This is a genomic window from Mycobacterium sp. BMJ-28, from assembly GCF_054404835.1.
The window spans coordinates 1,366,630-1,383,405 of the sequence record NZ_CM136783.1 but is presented as its reverse complement, the minus strand read 5'-3'; the positions used below and the strand labels follow the sequence as shown (position 1 = coordinate 1,383,405).

Below are 16,776 nucleotides of genomic sequence, written 5' to 3'. Positions count from 1 at the left end.
GGCCCAAAAACGTCGACTGCACGTCCTCCAGGCTAGCGTCGCGCGATTGCGGCGCGCTTACCCGCGGTCAGCGCGGGTGCGCGCGCCGAAACCCTACGACTTGGGGCGCTTGCCGTCCTTCACCTCGTCGGTGTAGCCGTCGTAGAACGGCACATAGCCTTCGTCGCGGCCGGACAGCACGTACAGCGGGTCGGTCACGTCGGGCCCGTAGCCCTGCTTGCGCAGTTCGACCTTCTGACTCTTGAACGTCGAGGTGTGCGCGAGCTCCTCGACCACCCGCACGAAAAGCGGCACCGCATAGGCCGGCAGGCTGGCGTAGGCGGCCTTGGCCAGCGCTGCACCGTCGAACTCCTCACCCGCTTTGAGCTGCACGGCGACCATGCCGGCGCGGCCACCACAGCCGGGCACCTCGACGCCGAAGACGGTCGCCTCCTCGATCTGCTTGTCGGCCGAGATCGCGGCTTCCACCTGGGTGGTGGCGACGTTCTCGCCCTTCCAGCGGAAGGTGTCACCGAGCCGATCGGCGAAGGCGGCGTGGCCGAAGCCCTGCGAGCGCATCAGGTCGCCGGTGTTGAACCAGACGTCGCCTTCCTTGAACGCGTCACGGACCAGCTTCTTCTCACTGGCCGACTTGTCGGTGTAGCCGTCGAACGGCTGGAAGCTCGACACCTTACTCAGCAACAGGCCGGGTTGGCCGCGCTTGACCTTGCGCAGCCGGCCGTCTGAGCCGCGCGCCGGTTCGCCGGTGTCCAGGTCGTATTCGACGAACGCGACCGGGCTGGGGCAGATTCCGGTGGTCTTGTCGAGGTTGAAGACGTTGAGGAAGGCGGTGTTGCCCTCACTCGCGGCGTAGAACTCGCAGACCCGCGGGATGCCGAACCGCTTGGTGAACTCATCCCAGATGGCCGGGCGCAGCCCGTTGCCGCCGATCACCCGGATCTTGTGCGCCCGGTCGGTCGACTTGGGCGGCTGGTTGAGCAGGTAACCGCAGATCTCACCGATGTAGACGAACGACGTGGCCTCGTAACGGATGACGTCGTCCCAGAACCGCGACGCCGAAAACGACCTGCCCAGCGCGAGTGCCGCACCGGCGTTGATCGCCGATCCGGTGGCCACCGTCAGGGCGTTGTTGTGATAGAGCGGCAGGCAGCAGTACAGGGTGTCACTGCTGTTCAGCCGCAGTCCGAGGCCACCGAAACCGGCCAGTGCCCGCAGCCAGCGGTAGTGGGTCATGACGCTGGCCTTGGGCAGACCCGTGGTGCCCGAGGTGAAGATGTAGAACGCCTTGTCCTTGGCCAGCACCGCCGAGGTCACGGCCGGGTTGGTGGTCGGTGCGGTGAGCGCCAACTGCCGCAGGTCGTCGACGGTGATCAGTCCGTCAGGCTCGGCGCCGCTCTCCCCGATCGGATCGATGAGATCGTTTTCGGCGATGACGGCCTTGGCCTTGAGCAAGCCGAAGCTGTGCGCCAGCACGTCGCCGCGCTGGTGGTAGTTCAGCATGCCGGCGACGGCACCGCATTTGACGGCGGCCAGCATGAGCAGCACCGCATCAGGCGAGTTGCGCAACATGATGCCGACGACATCACCGTGCCCCACACCCTTGGCGGCCAGCACGGCGGCGTACCGATTGACCGTCTCGTTGGCCTGCTGGTAGGTGAACTGCTGATCCTCGAACTTCAGGAACACCTTGTCCGCGTACTGCGCGGCCCGATCCTGGAAAACTTTGCCGATCGACGTCTTGGCGGTCGGCCGCGCACCCAACCCGGTGACCAGCCCGCGCACGATGGCCGGCGCGTCGGCCAGCACTCCTGGCAGCTGGGTGGCGATGTCAAGCAGTCCGACGCTGGATCGGGATGTGTCGTCACTCATGAGCGTCTACCCTAGTGAGCGATCTCACCGGGGGCGCATGCGGCCATCGCCGCGTCGACGTTGTCCACCACCACCAAGCGATCCAGCGCGGTGGAGCCCACATATCCGGTGTTCACCAGACTGCGCAGCCAGGTCAGCAGGCCGTCGTAGTGACCGAACGGGTCCAACATGACGATCGGCTTGTGGTGCATGCCGAGGTAGCCAGCAGTCCAGGCCTCGAAAAACTCTTCGAGCGTGCCAATGCCGCCGGGTAGGGCGATGAAGGCGTCGGCGCGGTCCTCCATGACCTGCTTTCGCTCGCGCATGGTGTCGGTGACGATCAGCTCGTCGGCCTCGACGTCGGCCAGTTCGCGGTGCACCAGCGCCTTGGGGATGACCCCAATGGTGCGGCCGTTGTGCTGACGGGCGGCGTCGGCGACCGCCCCCATCGCCGAGACGTTGCCGCCGCCGGAGACCAGCGTCCAGCCACGGTCGGCGACGGCATGGCCGACGTCGGAGGCGAGCTTGAGCAGTTCAGGGTGCTTCGGTCCGGAGGCGCAGTACACGCACACCGCCCAGGATGGGGTTTCGGCCACGGAGCAAAACGTTACCGACGGTCCCGTGCCCGCCATACACTGCGGCGGTGCACGATCTTCCTGCCGACTCGTTGGCGGAGCGGCTGGCCCGGGCGCAGGAGCTGGCGTGGCTGGGCCGGGGACGCGAGGCCGATGACGTATTCGCCGCGGTGGACCCCGCCACCCTGAGCGAGGCCGACTTGTTGGCGTGGGCTTTGCCGCGGGCGGCCAATCAGTTCTGGATGCTCGACGAGCCGGAGCGGGCCACGGCGTTCCTGCGGGCGTTGCGCGGCCGGGTGTCCTCCGATGCGACGGTGGACGCGCTGCTCGGCACGTTCGCCATGAATGCCGGTGACCTGCAGCGGGCGCGGGAACTGTCGGCTGCGGTGCTCGCGTCTTCTGATGCCACCGATCAGGCGATCGGCTGGGCCGGGTCGGCGGCGGCCCTGGCGCATGCGCGGATGGGTGAGTTCGGCCCGATCGACGAATTGGCTTCGCGCGCCGTCGCGGCCGGACATCCGGGCCTGTTGCGATTCACGTCCGGCTACGGGCAAGTCCTGGCCGCGGTGTTCGGCGGTGAGCTGGGCCGGGCCGAATCAGTGGCCGCCGAGCTCTGCGCCGAGGCCGGACCTGGGCGCGCGATCGGTCAGCTGCTGATCGCCGAAGTGGTGACCTTTCGCGGCGACCTGGATGCCGCTGTCGGGTTATTACGTTCTGCAGCAGATAGTTTGGCGCCGACCGGCTACTCGTGGACGCCGCTGGCGTGGATGTTGTTGGCACAGACGCTCGGCCAGCAGGGTTCGACAGTGGCTGCGGCAAAGGCGTTGGGGCGGGCAGAGTCTCGGCACGGCTTGAAGTCGATGTTATTCGCGCCCGAGCTGGCGCTGGCTCACGCCTGGACCTGCTGGGCGCGCAAGGATTCCATCGGCGCCATCGGGGCGGCCCGGGAGGCTTTCCGCGCGGCCGAACGCGGCGGTCAGTCCGCCGTGGCGTTACGCGCGGTGCACGACGCGGTGCGTCTCGGCGACACCCGGGCGGTGGCAGCGCTGGAGGGCCTGCCGGTGCAGTGCGTCTTCGGGCGGGTGACGGCGTCGCATGCGCGGGCGCTGGCGGCGCACGACGCGATCGGGCTGGCATCGGTGTCCGAGGAATGGCAGGACCTCGGATTCGGCGCGGCCGCCGCCGACGCGGCCCGCCAGGTCGAGGAATTGGTGCCAGTCGACGGTGAAGCGCAGAAATAGGATTGGCTGCGAACCGAATGGGGGCCCATGACCACCGATCCGCTGCAGGTACAAACCGACGAAGTGCTGAGCTTCTCCCAGCGGCACGCCGACGTCGCCGCGGGACTGTCCGGTCTGGCCGACGGTGACGGTATCGGCATCGAGACCAGCCACGGGCCCATCGCCGCGGCGGTGAGCACCGCACTGTCGGGGGCCCTCACCGGTCGTCGCGACATGTTCGAGGTGACCGCGACGCGGGCCAGCACCATCTCTGATCTGCTGAACAAGGCCGCCGACGCCTACGCCCGGGGTGACCAGCAGGATGCGGAACGGTTCACCCGCGCCGCTGAAGTGCTCGAAGGCGGGGAACCGCCCGCGCCTGGCGGCACGGCAACCCCTGCCGGGAGCGGTCCGGCAGGCGCCGACATGGCCGGGCAGATGGGGCAGATTCTGGGCCAGGTCGGTCAACAGGTCGGCCAGTTGGCACAGTCCATCGCCCAGCCGTTGCAGGGGCTGGCCCAAGGTTTGCAGCAGATTCCTCAGCAGATCATGCAGGGCGTTCAGCAAGCCGGTCAGCGGTCAGCGGGTGGCGTCGACCTTCCGGGCACCGAGGAGGAGAAGGACGACCGCCGTCGCGAGGACGAACCGGAGAAGAAGCACGAAACCGACCGCGAGGAATCCGAGCCCGGGGCCGAGGCGTCGGCCCCGGCATCGGCATCGGCATCGGCCGAGCGCGCACCGGTGGACACCGCCGCCCCGCGGAAACGTCCGGCGGCCACCCACCCGCAGGCGGATTAGCGCCGCCAAAGCTGTTCTGGCAGAGCCGTAATTGAGCAGTCGCCGCCCGACTTCGGCTGCGCCACAAGCGGTTCGTCGGAAATGCCTGTTCTCACAGCAAACAAACGGCCCACCCGCAGCGGTCCGTGCCCGCTCGGTGCCGGCCGCCTTTGCGCTGCGTAAAGGCCGGAATGTTCTGCACCAACGCCCGTCCGGCGTTGGGTACTGTCTTAGCGGAGGCATGCGGAGGGGATTGTCGATGCTGGTTGAGCCCGGGGGGCCACACCGAGGCGCGGGGGTTTCGGGGGCTCGCGTTACGTCCGATGAGGTGAGCGGTCATGGCGCCTGAGAACCTCAAGGTGGACACGGTGGCGCTGGACCGCGCCGGAGACAACTTCCTCACCGCGTCGAACGCGATTCCGCAGGCGCCGGCGGGCTACACGCCAACCGGATCCGACCCATTGGCGACGGTCATCGCCGCGCTGGCCCCCCAGTTTCTCGCGCCTATCGTCGCCGGGTTGCCGTTGCTGAAAGCAGAAACGAACCAGTTTGCACAGAACATCAAGGCCGTCGCCGAGCGCTACGCGACCACCGATGCCCAGTCGCAAGCCAAGCTGTCCGCGCAGATGGGTGGCTCTGGAAGTGGTAACGGCGCTGGAAGCGGCGGCGCCGCGAATGCAGCGCCCGGCGTGTCTTCCGATGCGGGCGGGTCCGCAGCCGCCGCCGCGCAGGGCGCAGGTCAGCTGGGCCAGATGATGCAGATACCCATGCAGATCGCCGGCCAGGCCGCGCAAGTTCCCCAGCAGGTGATGGGGATGGCGGGGTCGCTGCCCCAGACCGCCATGCAGGGGGCACAGCAGGTCGCTGAACAAATCAGCCAGGCTGCGGGCAAGGCCAGTGGCGATGACAAACCGGGCGACAGGCCCGAGGACGAGAAAGAACACGAGGGCAAGCACCGGCGCGAGGACTCCCCGGACGACGCAGCGCAAGGCAGCGACTCCGGCGCGGCGCCGGGAACAGCACCCAATTCCGAACGAGCCCCTGACCACGTGCCCGAGGATGCCCACAGCCACTCCTCGCCGCGCCAATCCCCGGAGAGTGCCCTGTGACCCAGCCTCCCCCGCCGCCCAACGGTTCCTGGGATCCCGGCGCGGGCGGGTGGCCTCCGGGCTATCCCGGCGGTCCTCCAGGACCCCAGTGGAATCAGGGGTGGCCGAGCAGTCCGCCGCCCGCCCCGAAACGCGGCTTCGCAAAATGGATCATCGGCGGGGTGGCGCTCATCGCAGTCGTCGCGGTGACGGCCGTCGTTGCGGTGTCGTGCACGAAGAGTGGTGGCGGCGGAGGCAAGCCCACTGCGCCACCAACGACGAGCGGCGCACCGGCTTCGGAGTTCGCGAGCGCGAATGACACCGGGCCGGTGTCGGTGATTACCGAGGATCCGTCGTGTGCGCCGTGGATGCCGGTGCAACAAACTCTCGCCGACAGCGAGAAGAACGGATGGACGCAACGGGATCCGACCATCCCTGCGGACGTTTGGACGCCAGAACTCCGCTCGCAGTACGAGGGTGTGCGCACGGCAATGCGAAACGCCGCCGACCAGACCGAACCTCTCATCAAAATGACGACACATCGTGTAATGCGCGAACTATTTGAACAATTCATCGCCTATGCGCGCGCATACGCCGACCACATACCGGTATACGTGCCGACCGACAACGAACTTGGAAACGTCGCAAACTACGCAACACAGGTATTAAGTGATATCTGCCAAGCCATCGAATACGGCTCTGCGGCCGCTAGAGCTCCTCTAGTGGCCGCCGGCCCTTCTCCGACTCAAATCTCATCGACCGTTCAAACCGACCCCGTGAGATTTATGTCGAAGCCAGACGCCAACTGCGGTGATTGGAAACGCGAGCTTGGTGCGTTCGACTCTGACCCAAACGTCACAGCATGGCGCAGTGTGTCACCTAATATCCCCGCAGGCCAGTGGTCGCCCGAGCAACGCGCAATAAACGACGCGGTTATTCCGGCCTTACAAGCTTCAGCCGACAAACTCGAAAAGTCAGGACGGAATAGCGAAAACGCCGTATCCGAAGATATCGCCGTCTTGGCCGCCCAGTACCGTCGCGCCTTTGCAGCAGCTACGCCGACCTATGCGCAGACAGATACCTACCTAGAGAATCTCCCGAGGTCGGCAACTGCCCTTTTGATTTCGGCGTGCGCGGCGGCCGGAGTTAGCTGATGGGCCTACCGAGACCATCCGGGCCTTACGTTGAGGACCTTCTGATGTCAAACGGGTGGCCGGAAACCGATGAAGATCAGTTGTATGCGTGCGCCATCGATTGCACTCGGACGCTTCAGAACTTGACATTGAACGCGATCGAGCCGTGGGAACATCAACGAGGCGAAACCTTCGATGGCGGCGTCTGGAATGGCGGCGCTGCCAACGCCGCTAATAGCAAGGTGGGCGAACTCTTACGGTCACTCTATGAACAACAAAGTCACTTAGTGGCGGCAGCTACATGGCATAATCACGTGGCGGGAATGGTTACTCGCACGAAGACTACAATTATCGACAATGTGCGAGAAGCGCAGCAGCTGATCGAGCAAATAAAACGGTCGACTGATAACAATGTGAGCGAGGTTGAGCGGGATGCTGCAATCAAAAACGTCGTTAACACCTTTCACGCTTTAAACGTCAGCGTTGTCGCAGGCACCAGTGCACAAGTGCCGACGGTCCAGAGTTGGAAACCTGCGACGAACGCTCTCCCCAGATTACTGAGTCGGAATCTAATTTCAGCACCTTCTCCAGAAACTCCTCCGGTGCTCAACGACGGAAATAAAGATTCATCGCGCGGACCAAACTTGCCGCAAAACGCGACTGGGTCCCTGGCTCCGCGCGCAGGAGGCACTCCCCTTGCCGCCGCACCCGATGTCCCTCACTCAAGCCCGCCAACACAACTTCCTGCACGAGAGCCTGGCTCACCGGATGCGGTAGCACGCGACACCCCACCGCCACCTGCAAGCCAAAGCCCTGTCGCAATCCCTCCAAGGAGTGGAGGTGTACCGGCCGCTGCAACACCAGATGCCCCGCGCCCTTCACCGCTCACACCACAACCACCACGTCCGGGCATACCAGCAGCGCTGGGATCCGCTACAAACACACCGGCAAACCCCGTCGGAAGCGCCGGCCAACCGAACCTCTCCCCCTCCGGAGGCGGGTCACCGGCAGCCCCCAGCACGTCCGGCGGCACGCCGACGTCACCGCTATCCGCAGCCAGCGGCACGGGCAACCCCGGTGCGCCGACCACTCCGCAAGCAGGCCAAGGCGTGCAAGCCCCGGCCGCCAAGCCCGATTCACTCAGTGGCGCAGCGGGTCCCAAACCGACCGGCATGCAGGCACCAGTCCAGCCACCGGCCGCACCACTGAGCGGCCCGGCCCCCGCCACTCCGCTCAGCACGCCGACCCCATCGATCGAACAGCCCGCGGCCAATTCGCCGACTTCGCCCGCGGCCGCTCATCCGGCTGTACCCAGCGGCGCAGGTGGCGTCGCACCGCCATCCGCGCCCTCGGCTGCACCGGCGTCACCGACTCCTCCCATGCCACTCGGACCGCCGGCTACCCCACCACCGGCCGCGCCTGTACCGCCAACGGCCGGACCAGCGGTCCTCCCCGCGGCGACATCCAATGCTCAGGCCGGAAATGCTGCCGCCGCACCGATTCCGGTATCCGCGGCGCGCGCCGAACGTGACCTGATGGCTTCGTCGGCGGCCGCCGGTGCGTTGAAGCGCAAGGTCGGCGGTAACGATCCGTTGAGTGTGGCCCGCCGAATCGCGGCAGCCCTCAACGCACCGGATATGGCCCGTCCCAATGACATCGGCTTCTTCTGGTTGGTGGCCCTCGCCGCCGATGACACGATCGTGGTCGCCAACAGCTACGGAATCGGCTACCTTCCCGACGGCGTCAATCTGCCCGAGCAGGTCAAGTTGGCCAGCGCCGACTCGTCTGTTGCTGCCGGTGAGCGCGCCCGCTGGGCCACTTATCCGGTTGTCGCGCTGACCGCTTGGGCCCAAGCTCACGACACGACGTTGCGTGCCGTCATCGGCGCCAAGAGTCACCTCGAAGGCATCGACCCCGGTGCGCACAAGGTGCTCCTCGACGACGACGACATCCCGCCGAGCGGGAAGATGACCGGCCGCACCCGGCTGGAAATCCTGTCCCCCGACGCCGCGGCCAGACTCGCCGCGGTCAAAGACCCCGACCTCGTCGCTCAATTGCCGCCCGCAGGCGCGGACAACACGCCACCCGCCAACGAGACGTTCACGCTGTGGTTCGACGTCATGAAACCACTGATGAGTCAGGGCACCGGTCGAGAAGTCGCCCATCTCAACGCTTTTGTGCGCTACGCAGCCCACGCCGCCGACCTGGCCCTTTACCGGGCGCACAACGCCGTGGACATCACCGAGCAACGCGCCGCCGTCGCCGACTGGCTCTACTGGCTGCACCAATACGACCTGGTCACCGAGGCCCAAGCCACCGTCACCGCGACGTCGTGAGCTCACCCCGCTCCAACACCATTCGCCTGTCCACCCCGATGTTCTCCAAGAACCGCTCATCGTGGCTGACCACGACGAACGCGCCGCGGTAGGCATTCAACGCCGACTCCAATTGCCCGATACTCACCAGGTCGAGGTTGTTGGTCGGTTCATCCAACAGCAGTAACTGCGGCGCCGGCTCGGCGAACAGCACGCACGCCAACGTCGCGCGCAACCGTTCGCCGCCCGACAGCGCGCCCACCGGCAGATCCACCATGTCACCGCGGAACAGGAACTGCGCCAACAGATGCCGCCGCCGAGTCACCGAAAGCGTCGGTGCGAACAGCTCCAACGACTCCAACACCGTCGACGACGGATCCAGCAGGTCCAGCCGCTGCGACAGATAGGCCACCGGCACCTGCGCCCGCGTCACCACCAGTTGCAACAAGGTCGACTTGCCCGACCCGTTCGGCCCAGTCAGTGCGATCCGCTCCGGCCCGCGCACATCCAGGTCGACCCCTTCGAATGCCAGGGACCGTAATCCCTTACCGGAGAACAGCACCCGCCCCGCCGGCACTTCGGTTGCCGGCAGGTCCAGAGCCAGCACCTCGTCATCGCGCAAAGCTCGTTCGGCCTCGTCGAGCCGCGTGCGCGCATCGCCCACCCGGCGGTTGTGCACATCGTCGGCACGGGCCGCGGACTCCTGGGCATTGCGTTTGAGCTTGCCTGCAACGATTTTCGGAAGCCCGGCATCCTTGACATTGCGTGCGGCGTTCGACGCTCGCCGGTCGGCGCGCTCGCGGGCCTCCTGCATTTGACGCTTCTCCCGCTTGAGCTGCTGTTCCGCGTTGCGAATGTTGCCTTCGGCCACGCGCTGCGCGGCCTGTATCGATTCCTCGTAGGCGGTGAACCCGCCCCCAAAGGTCGACACCTCACCGGCGCGCAGCTCGGCGATCGCATCCATGCGGTCCAACAACGCCCGGTCGTGACTGACCACCACCAGCGTCCCCTGGAATTCATCCAACGATGCGTACAACCGTTGGCGTGCAGCCGAATCCAAATTGTTGGTCGGCTCGTCGAGTAGCAACACATCCGGGCGCTTGAGCAGTTGTGCTGTCAACCCGAGTGACACCACCTGCCCGCCCGACAGCGTGCCCAGCGCACGGTCGAATTCGATTTCGCCGAGGCGCGCCCGCAGCCGTTCCTCGATATCCCAGTCGTCACCGATCGCGGAGAACACAGCCTCACTGGCGTCGCCGGCCGCCAGTGCATCGAGCGCCGCCAGAATGGGAGTGACGCCAAGGACATCGGCGACCGTCTGGTCAGCCAGGAACGGAAGCTCTTGAGGCAGATAGCCCACCGTCCCGTCGACTGTCACGACGCCCGCGGTCGGCGACAACACGCCGGCGACGAGCCGCAGCAGCGTGCTCTTGCCGGCGCCGTTGGGCGCAACCAGACCCGTGCGCCCCGCGCCGACCGCGAACGACAAGTCGGTGAACACCGGGGTGCCGTCGGGCCAGGAGAACGAAAGATGAGAACAGACAATAGACATGCGGGAACTCCAGAAGAAAAGAGGATGTATGACGAAACGAAGGGCTCCGGGGACTACCCGGAGATGTCGTCGATTCCCAGCACGAAAGCCATAGTACCCGTGAGATCAAGCGGTTAAATAGGCCCGCAGCGTCTCGGTGGTCGCCGTGATTGCGGCGGTGTCGACATGCTCATCGACCTTGTGTGCCAGATTCGGGTCGCCCGGACCGTAGTTGACCGCGGCAATACCCAGCGCGGCGAACCGCGATACATCCGTCCAGCCGTACTTGGCGCGAACCTGCCCGCCCGCCGCGGCGACCAGCGATGCCGCCGCTGGATTGGCCAAGCCCGGCAGCGCGCCTGCGGCGGCATCGGTGACGTCCAGCGTGACATCAAGTCCGTCGAACACCTCACGAACGTGTGCGACGGCCTGCTCGACGCTGCGGTCGGGCGCGAACCGGAAGTTCACCGTCACCGTCGCCGCATCGGGAATGACGTTGCCGGCCACCCCACCGTCGATACGGACCGCCGACAGACCTTCCCGATAGACGCATCCGTCGATGTCGACACTGCGGGCCTGATAGCCCGACAGCCGATCCAGCACCGCGCCGAGTTTGTGAATGGCATTGTCGCCCAACCAGGATCGGGCCGAATGGGCTCGCGTTCCCGCCGCACTCACGACCACCCGGATGGTGCCCTGACAACCGGCCTCGATGAAGCCGCCGGACGGTTCACCGAGGATCGCGACATCAGCGGCCAGCCAGTCGGGCAATTCACGTTGGATGCGGCCCAGTCCGTTGGCGCTGGATTCGATCTCCTCACAGTCGTACATGACCAGGGTCAGATCGTGGCTGGGCTCGGCGAGGGTGGCGGCCAGGTGCAGGAAGACCGCGTCGCCGGATTTCATGTCCGAGGTGCCGCACCCGTACATCCGGCCGCCCTCGACTCGGCTGGGCAGGTTGTCGGCGGCCGGCACCGTATCGGTGTGTCCGGCCAGCAGCACCCGCGACGCCCGGCCCAGCTGGGTGCGGGCCAGCACCGCGTCACCGTTGCGGATCACTTCGAAGTGCGGCGCCTGGGCACGCAACGCCGCCTCGATCTCGTCGGCGATGCGCTGCTCGTGACGTGACTCGCTGGGGATGTCCACCAACGCGGCGGTCAGTGCGATCGGATCGGCGCGCAGGTCTAGCCCCATGGTGTTCGAGGCTAGTCCGGCACGGCTGGGGGCACCTCCCGCTTGCGGGGGAGAGCGAAGCGACCGGGGGATTTGGTGCAGTAACCTTGGCCAACGTGACTGCTGCATCTGGCGTCGGGCTGGCCACCATCGCCGCCGACGGAACCGTACTGGACACCTGGTTTCCTGCTCCGGAGCTGACCGGCGACGGGGTATCGGGAACCACCAGGTTGTCGGTCGCCGAGCTGACGGACAACCTGTCCGACCTGACCGGCCCGGACACCGACCGTGACGTCGAGGTGGTCGCCGTTCGCACCACCATCGCCTCGCTGGACGACAAGCCCGTCGACACCTTCGACGTGTACCTGCGGCTGCACCTGCTGTCGCACCGCCTGGTCAAGCCGCATGAGGCCAATCTGGACGGCATCTTCGGCCTGCTGAGCAACGTGGTGTGGACAAATTTCGGTCCCGCCCCGGTCGAGGGCTTCGAACTGGTCCGCGCCAAACTGCGCCGCCGCGGCTCCGTCACGGTGTACGGCGTCGACAAATTCCCGCGGATGGTGGACTACGTGTTGCCCTCGGGTGTGCGGATCGCCGACGCCGACCGGGTCCGGCTCGGCGCGCACTTGGCCTCGGGTACGACCGTCATGCACGAAGGCTTCGTCAACTTCAACGCCGGCACGCTCGGCACCTCGATGGTGGAGGGCCGGATCTCGGCGGGTGTGGTGGTCGACGACGGCTCCGACGTCGGCGGCGGCGCCTCGATCATGGGCACCCTTTCCGGCGGCGGCAAGGAGGTCATCTCGGTGGGCAAGCGCTGCCTGCTGGGCGCCAACGCCGGTGTCGGCATCTCACTGGGTGACGACTGCGTGGTCGAAGCCGGGCTATACGTCACGGGCGGCACCAAGGTGACCACCGCGGACGGGCAGACCGTCAAGGCCAAGGAGCTGTCCGGTGGCAACAACCTGCTCTTCCGCCGCAATTCACTGTCGGGCGCGGTCGAGGTCGTCAAGCGTGACGGCACCGGCATCACGCTGAACGAGGCACTGCACGCCAACTAGTGGTGGAGGTCCCGGCCGGGCTGCCCAAAATCAGTGCGTGGGTACTCCTTTCGCCGCCAGTAGTATCGACATACGACGGTTGATGCCGAGGATCAACGAGAGGCGGGCGGTGCGATGAGTCGAGAACTGCACGCCGACACCCGCGAACTTCGGATGACCGCTGACGTCCTTGACATGCACGCTGCCGATCTCCAGGGCGAGCATTCGGCGGCCTACACGAAAATGTCGTCAGCGGTTTCCGGATTCGGTGACACTTCCTCAGCCGCGGCGCTGAACGAACGAATCGCGCAGTGGGAGCGGGAAACCGCCGAGCATCACGCCGAACTGGTGGAGCACAGCGACGGACATCGGGCTGCGGGCGCCCATTACACAAACACCGACTCGCAGATGTGCCCACCATTCCGGTGATCGATCCGGTCGTGCTCCCGAAGTAGGCTGCCAGAATGACGCGGACCGACTGGCTCGTCAGCACTTACGCCGGCGCTGTGTTCGGGGGCATCTTTTGGATGGTGCTACCCACCCTGACCTCGCTGTTACGTTCCAATCCAGCACCGCAATCAGCACTGGTGACCGTAGCCGTGTCGATCGCCGTCGGCCTCGGCGGGCTAGGAGTGTTTCGTGTGACGCGCACTGCCACCATCCGCCGCGTCGGTGCCGCAGTCGCCTTGGGGGCGCTGGCCGGCCTCCCGGTGCTGGCATGGCTGGCACTGTGGCAGGCGGGATCTCACTGAGATCATCAACGATGAAGAGAAGCACGGCTTTCCGATTCAACCGCTGTTGGGCTTGACTCTCGGGGCGATCTCCGGCGTCATCCACCCGGGACTGTTCTACCTGTTGTTCCCGACGAGGATCATCCCGGCACTTATCGCCGGCTTGTTGTCGCTCAGCCCTAAAACCCGTGGCATGGCCTTGGGATTCGGGGCAGCGAGCCTGGGTTGGCTCGCCTTCTCGGTTACCTTGTTCGTCTATGGTTTGATCGGGTCTGCCTTCAGGTAAGGCCGCGTCCCCGATCAACACGCACTGACCCGCAGCAGCGCCACACCGTGACTCGGCACCGACGCTTGAACTACGCCGGTGGTCGTCGCATCGGTGTGCTGCCACAAATCACGCACCCTGTGACAAACGTTGCCCCGCAACCCGATCGCGCTCAATGACGTGCCGATGACGACGGTGGCGGCGGCCTGGTTGAACAATCCGACCGCCACCGAGCCGTCGGCCATCGGCTTGACCAGCACCCGCGGGTCATCCGACAACGGATGTGCCTGCACCACCAGTGGATCCTGGTCGACCGCGATCACTTCGCGGTTGGTCAGGATATCCCGGGTCTGCTCGGACATGGACCGAACGTCGTTGCCTGCCAACAACGGTGCCGCCAGCAGTGACCAGAGCGAGAAATGCGCCCGCTGCTCGGTATCGGTCAGATCGATCCGACTCGGACCGAGCGCCATGCTCGGATGCCCGACCACGAATTCATGCCAGCCCAGCCCGATGACCATCATGTCGGGGTCGTTGATATGCGATGGCCCGCTGGGGGATGCCGCTGCGCTCGCCTCCGTGAACGCCTGACTCACCCCGGCCAGGCCTTGCGACCACAGTGCCGAATCACCCCACGCTGGAACCAGATCGACGGCGTCGCGCGTGACGTCGGCGATGTGTGACCAGTCGTATTCCATGCCCGCACCCGGATCACCCGAGCTGTTGGGATTGATGCTGTAGACGATGTCGCGTCCGGTGGCACGCAGCGCATCGCGCATCGCCGCGAAGAACTTGACCTGGTCGTCATGGCCGGCAGCCAGCCGGCACCAGTCGTATTTGAGGTAGTCGACACCCCAATCGGCGAACGTCTGGGCATCGGCCTGTTCGTGGCCGGCGCCACCGATCCGCGGATCCTGCCCACAGCCCTGATTGAACGGGCTGTGATAGATGCCCAGCAGCATGCCCCGGTCGTGGGCATAGCCCGCGAGCGCCGCCATGCCGTGCGGAAATCGATCCGGGTCGGCCTGGAGCCGGCCGTCGGCGTCGCGGGTGGGCGCCGCCCAGCCCGCATCGAGATTGACGTAGCGGTATCCCGCGTCACGCATCCCGGACGACACCATGGCGTCGACGATCTGGTGCACGCTCTGTTCGGTCAACGCGATACCGGAATTCCAGGAATTCCAGCCCATCGGCGGGGTCAATGCGCGCGTCTGCGGTGCCGAGGTGCACCCGGCGAGCACCAGGACACAGGTCGCCAACCAGGCCAGTGCACGCATCCGGCCATCGTGGCATCGCTTTCTGGGAAAGCGCCCGGAGCGACCTATGCGCGCACTACTCGGCCGACAGGATGCAGAACTCGTTGCCTTCGGGGTCGGCCAGTACCACCCAGCTCTGCTCACCCTGTCCGATGTCGACATGGCGGGCACCGAGCCCGAGCACGCGTTGCACTTCGGCGTCCTGATCCTCCGGCCGGAAATCCAGGTGCAGCCGATTCTTGATGGACTTCTGCTCGGGCACGCCGAGGAACAGCCAATCCGGTCCGGCACCGGCCGGCGCTTTCAACACCACATCGCCGTCCTCGTCGACCTCGTGTGGCCGGCCCAGCACCTTGGACCACCACGCGCCTTGGGCCTGCGGGTCGCGGGCATCGATGCAGAGGGCAGTGAACGTCAGTCCCACGTCATCAGCTCCTTCTTGAGTACTTTGCCCATCGCGTTGCGTGGCAGCGCGTCGACCAGGCGCACCTCGCGCGGCCGCTTGTGCACCGAGAGTTGTTCTGCCACAAAGTCAGTCACCTCAGACGGCGCAACAGACCCGACCACGAACGCGACGATGCGCTGCCCCAGGTCGTCATCGGGCACGCCGACCACTGCCACCTCGTCCACTCCGGGATACCCGAGCAGCACCGTTTCAATCTCACCTGCGCCGATCCGGTAGCCACCCGATTTGATCAGGTCGATCGACTCTCGCCCGACGATGCGGTGCATCCCGGCCGCGTCGATCACGGCGACATCCCCAGTGCGATACCAGCCGTCGGTGTCGAATGCCTCGGTGGTGGCTTCCGGCCGGTTCAGATATCCGCTGAACACGGTGGGACTCTTGATCTGCAGCTGACCGATCGTTTCGCCGTCATGGGGCACCAGCGCGCCGTCCTCGTTCACCAGCCTGGTCTGCACCCCCGGTAACGGCAACCCGACCCAGCCGGGCCGACGTTCGCCGTCGAACATGGTGCTGATGGTGATCAGGGACTCGGTGCTGCCGTACCGCTCGATCGGTGCGTGCCCGGTGAGTCGCACCAACTCGTCGAACACCGGGACCGGCAGGGGCGCACTGCCCGACACCAGCAGGCGCGCCGAGGCCAGAGCCCGAGCGGACTGCTCGTCGGCGACCACCCGGGACCACACCGTCGGCACCCCGAAATACAGCGATCCGGCGGCCGCCGCGTACGCCTGCGGGCTTGGTTTGCCGGTGTGCACGAACCGGTTTCCGATGCGCAGCGAACCGAGCAACCCCAGCACCAGACCGTGCACATGGAACAGCGGCAATCCGTGCACCAGGATGTCCGCCGACGTCCACTGCCAGGCGGTGGCGAGGGCGTCGATATCGGCGGCGACGGCACGACGGCTGATCAGTACACCTTTGGGCAGTCCGGTGGTGCCGGAGGTGTAGATGATCATCGCGGCCGAATCCGGTGACGGTTCGGCGTAACGGTGCCAGGACCGCGCGTGCAACCGCACCGGAATGTGGGGCAGCCCTTCGGTTTCGGCGGGCAACTCACCCAGCCAGGCCTGCGCGCCGGAATCGGTGAGGATGTGCGCCCGTTCGGTGGCGCCGACATCCGCGGGCACCGGCACGAACGGCACACCGGCGATGAGGCACCCGGTGACGGCCAGCACGGTCGCGGCGGTGGGGGTGGCCAGGATGGCGACGCGACGGGCGACCGACACACGCTCGGCCACCGAGGTGGCCGCACCCACCAGGTCACTGCGGCTCAAGGTCACACCGTCGATGCGCACCGCGTCGACGAGATCATGTCCGGCGGCCACGGCTGCGGGGTCCAGCGAAGTCAACAACACGCT

Annotated in this window: 14 protein-coding genes and 1 pseudogene; 8 read left to right on the top strand and 7 right to left on the bottom strand. The window is 66.2% G+C overall.

The annotated features are described in order from the left end of the window. Positions 1 to 93: 93 nt before the first annotated feature. Both fadD6 and ACXPWS_RS06885 read right to left on the bottom strand, forming a co-directional pair. Complete coding sequence (gene fadD6 / locus ACXPWS_RS06890; protein ID WP_458711734.1) at positions 94 to 1,869, bottom strand: long-chain-acyl-CoA synthetase FadD6; 1,776 nt, start codon at positions 1,867 to 1,869, stop codon at positions 94 to 96. 11 nt (positions 1,870 to 1,880) lie between these two features. Next, positions 1,881 to 2,444, bottom strand: coding sequence for an LOG family protein (locus ACXPWS_RS06885; RefSeq protein ID WP_458711733.1), 564 nt, complete (start codon positions 2,442 to 2,444; stop codon positions 1,881 to 1,883). Positions 2,445 to 2,515: 71 nt separating this feature from the next. Here ACXPWS_RS06885 and ACXPWS_RS06880 point away from each other — a divergent pair. From ACXPWS_RS06880 to ACXPWS_RS06860, 5 genes and pseudogenes are all read left to right on the top strand, one after another. Next, positions 2,516 to 3,664 (top strand): annotated as a pseudogene (locus ACXPWS_RS06880) (AAA family ATPase); the annotation flags it as partial. Positions 3,665 to 3,691: 27 nt separating this feature from the next. Then, complete coding sequence (locus tag ACXPWS_RS06875) at positions 3,692 to 4,441, top strand: type VII secretion target (RefSeq protein WP_458711732.1); 750 nt, start codon at positions 3,692 to 3,694, stop codon at positions 4,439 to 4,441. A gap of 317 nt (positions 4,442 to 4,758) precedes the next feature. Beyond that, positions 4,759 to 5,529 (top strand): hypothetical protein, encoded by a 771-nt coding sequence (locus tag ACXPWS_RS06870; RefSeq protein ID WP_458711731.1) that lies wholly within the window; start codon positions 4,759 to 4,761, stop codon positions 5,527 to 5,529. Between the two features lie 161 nt (positions 5,530 to 5,690). After that, entirely contained in the window at positions 5,691 to 6,662 is a 972-nt protein-coding gene (locus ACXPWS_RS06865; protein ID WP_458711730.1) for a hypothetical protein, read from the top strand. A gap of 1,514 nt (positions 6,663 to 8,176) precedes the next feature. After that, on the top strand, positions 8,177 to 8,977 hold the full coding sequence (locus ACXPWS_RS06860; RefSeq protein ID WP_458711729.1) for a secretion protein EccK: 801 nt from the start codon (positions 8,177 to 8,179) through the stop codon (positions 8,975 to 8,977). Here ACXPWS_RS06860 and ACXPWS_RS06855 read toward each other — a convergent pair. Continuing rightward, positions 8,961 to 10,508: an ABC-F family ATP-binding cassette domain-containing protein gene (locus ACXPWS_RS06855; protein ID WP_458711728.1), complete on the bottom strand. Its 1,548-nt coding sequence runs from the start codon at positions 10,506 to 10,508 to the stop codon at positions 8,961 to 8,963. The two genes, ACXPWS_RS06860 and ACXPWS_RS06855, sit on opposite strands and share 17 nt — an antisense overlap. Positions 10,509 to 10,613: 105 nt before the next feature. Then, positions 10,614 to 11,681: a succinyl-diaminopimelate desuccinylase gene (gene dapE, locus ACXPWS_RS06850; RefSeq protein WP_458711727.1), complete on the bottom strand. Its 1,068-nt coding sequence runs from the start codon at positions 11,679 to 11,681 to the stop codon at positions 10,614 to 10,616. Between the two features lie 86 nt (positions 11,682 to 11,767). Here dapE and dapD point away from each other — a divergent pair, with 86 nt between their 5' ends. The 3 genes from dapD (at position 11,768) to ACXPWS_RS06835 (ending at position 13,452) form a co-directional block, all read left to right on the top strand. Then, positions 11,768 to 12,721 (top strand): 2,3,4,5-tetrahydropyridine-2,6-dicarboxylate N-succinyltransferase, encoded by a 954-nt coding sequence (gene dapD / locus ACXPWS_RS06845; RefSeq protein WP_458711726.1) that lies wholly within the window; start codon positions 11,768 to 11,770, stop codon positions 12,719 to 12,721. Positions 12,722 to 12,835: 114 nt separating this feature from the next. Continuing rightward, complete coding sequence (locus ACXPWS_RS06840; RefSeq protein ID WP_458711725.1) at positions 12,836 to 13,129, top strand: WXG100 family type VII secretion target; 294 nt, start codon at positions 12,836 to 12,838, stop codon at positions 13,127 to 13,129. A gap of 35 nt (positions 13,130 to 13,164) precedes the next feature. Further along, positions 13,165 to 13,452 carry a hypothetical protein gene (locus tag ACXPWS_RS06835; protein ID WP_458711724.1) on the top strand — a complete coding sequence of 96 codons (288 nt, stop codon included), beginning with the start codon at positions 13,165 to 13,167 and terminating at the stop codon, positions 13,450 to 13,452. A 279-nt stretch (positions 13,453 to 13,731) separates the two neighbouring features. On the opposite strand, the gene ACXPWS_RS06830 is transcribed toward ACXPWS_RS06835, so the two are convergent. Genes ACXPWS_RS06830 through ACXPWS_RS06820 form a run of 3 tightly spaced genes read right to left on the bottom strand, consistent with a single transcriptional unit; the run spans position 13,732 to position 16,773 of the window. Then, positions 13,732 to 14,973 (bottom strand): glycoside hydrolase family 27 protein, encoded by a 1,242-nt coding sequence (locus ACXPWS_RS06830; protein ID WP_458711723.1) that lies wholly within the window; start codon positions 14,971 to 14,973, stop codon positions 13,732 to 13,734. Between the two features lie 55 nt (positions 14,974 to 15,028). Beyond that, positions 15,029 to 15,376, bottom strand: a complete 348-nt coding sequence (locus tag ACXPWS_RS06825; RefSeq protein ID WP_458711722.1) for a VOC family protein — start codon at positions 15,374 to 15,376, stop codon at positions 15,029 to 15,031. Continuing rightward, positions 15,367 to 16,773 carry an acyl-CoA synthetase gene (locus ACXPWS_RS06820; protein WP_458711721.1) on the bottom strand — a complete coding sequence of 469 codons (1,407 nt, stop codon included), beginning with the start codon at positions 16,771 to 16,773 and terminating at the stop codon, positions 15,367 to 15,369. Before ACXPWS_RS06820 ends, ACXPWS_RS06825 begins: the two co-directional genes overlap by 10 nt. Positions 16,774 to 16,776: the final 3 nt, after the last annotated feature.